This window comes from Kitasatospora nipponensis (assembly GCF_039528135.1).
Taxonomy (GTDB): Bacteria; Actinomycetota; Actinomycetes; order Streptomycetales; family Streptomycetaceae; genus Kitasatospora; species Kitasatospora nipponensis.
On record NZ_BAAALF010001115.1, the window covers coordinates 1 to 530 of the forward strand.

Here is a 530-nt window from a genome sequence, read left to right on the forward strand (position 1 = left end):
CACCAGGGACGTCGTCGAGGTCACCCTCGACGACCTGGAGTGGGCCGACGTCGTCCTGTTCGGCACCCCGACCCGGTTCGGCCTGCCGGCCGCCCAGCTCAAGCAGTTCATCGACACCACCGGTGGCCTGTGGTTCCAGGGCAAGCTGGTGAACAAGGTGGTCTCCTCGTTCACCTCCACCTCCACCCTGCACGGTGGCCAGGAGAGCACCCTGCTCGCGCTGAACAACACCTTCTACCACTGGGGCGCGATCATCGTGGCCCCCGGCTACTCGGACGGGATCCAGTTCGCGCCGAGCAACGGCAACCCGTACGGCACCAGCCACGTCTCCAACAACCTGGTCGGCGCGCCGAACGAGGAGAACCTCGAGGCGATCGCGTACCAGACCCGGCGTGCGGTGCAGATCGCCACGGCGCTGAAGGTCGGCCTGGCCGCCGCCTGACGGTCCGTCAATGCGGCCTGTGGTAAAACGACACGGGGGATTCCGGGTTCTTTCCGGAATCCCCTCGGGGCGGTTTGCGGTCCGGCAA

Annotated in this window: 1 protein-coding gene; it reads left to right on the forward strand. The window is 67.2% G+C overall.

Annotated elements, in window-relative coordinates:
- The coding region (locus tag ABD323_RS45160; RefSeq protein ID WP_344447743.1) for an NAD(P)H-dependent oxidoreductase at positions 1–442 on the forward strand (442 nt) is incomplete at its 5' end.
- Positions 443–530 lie beyond the last annotated feature (88 nt).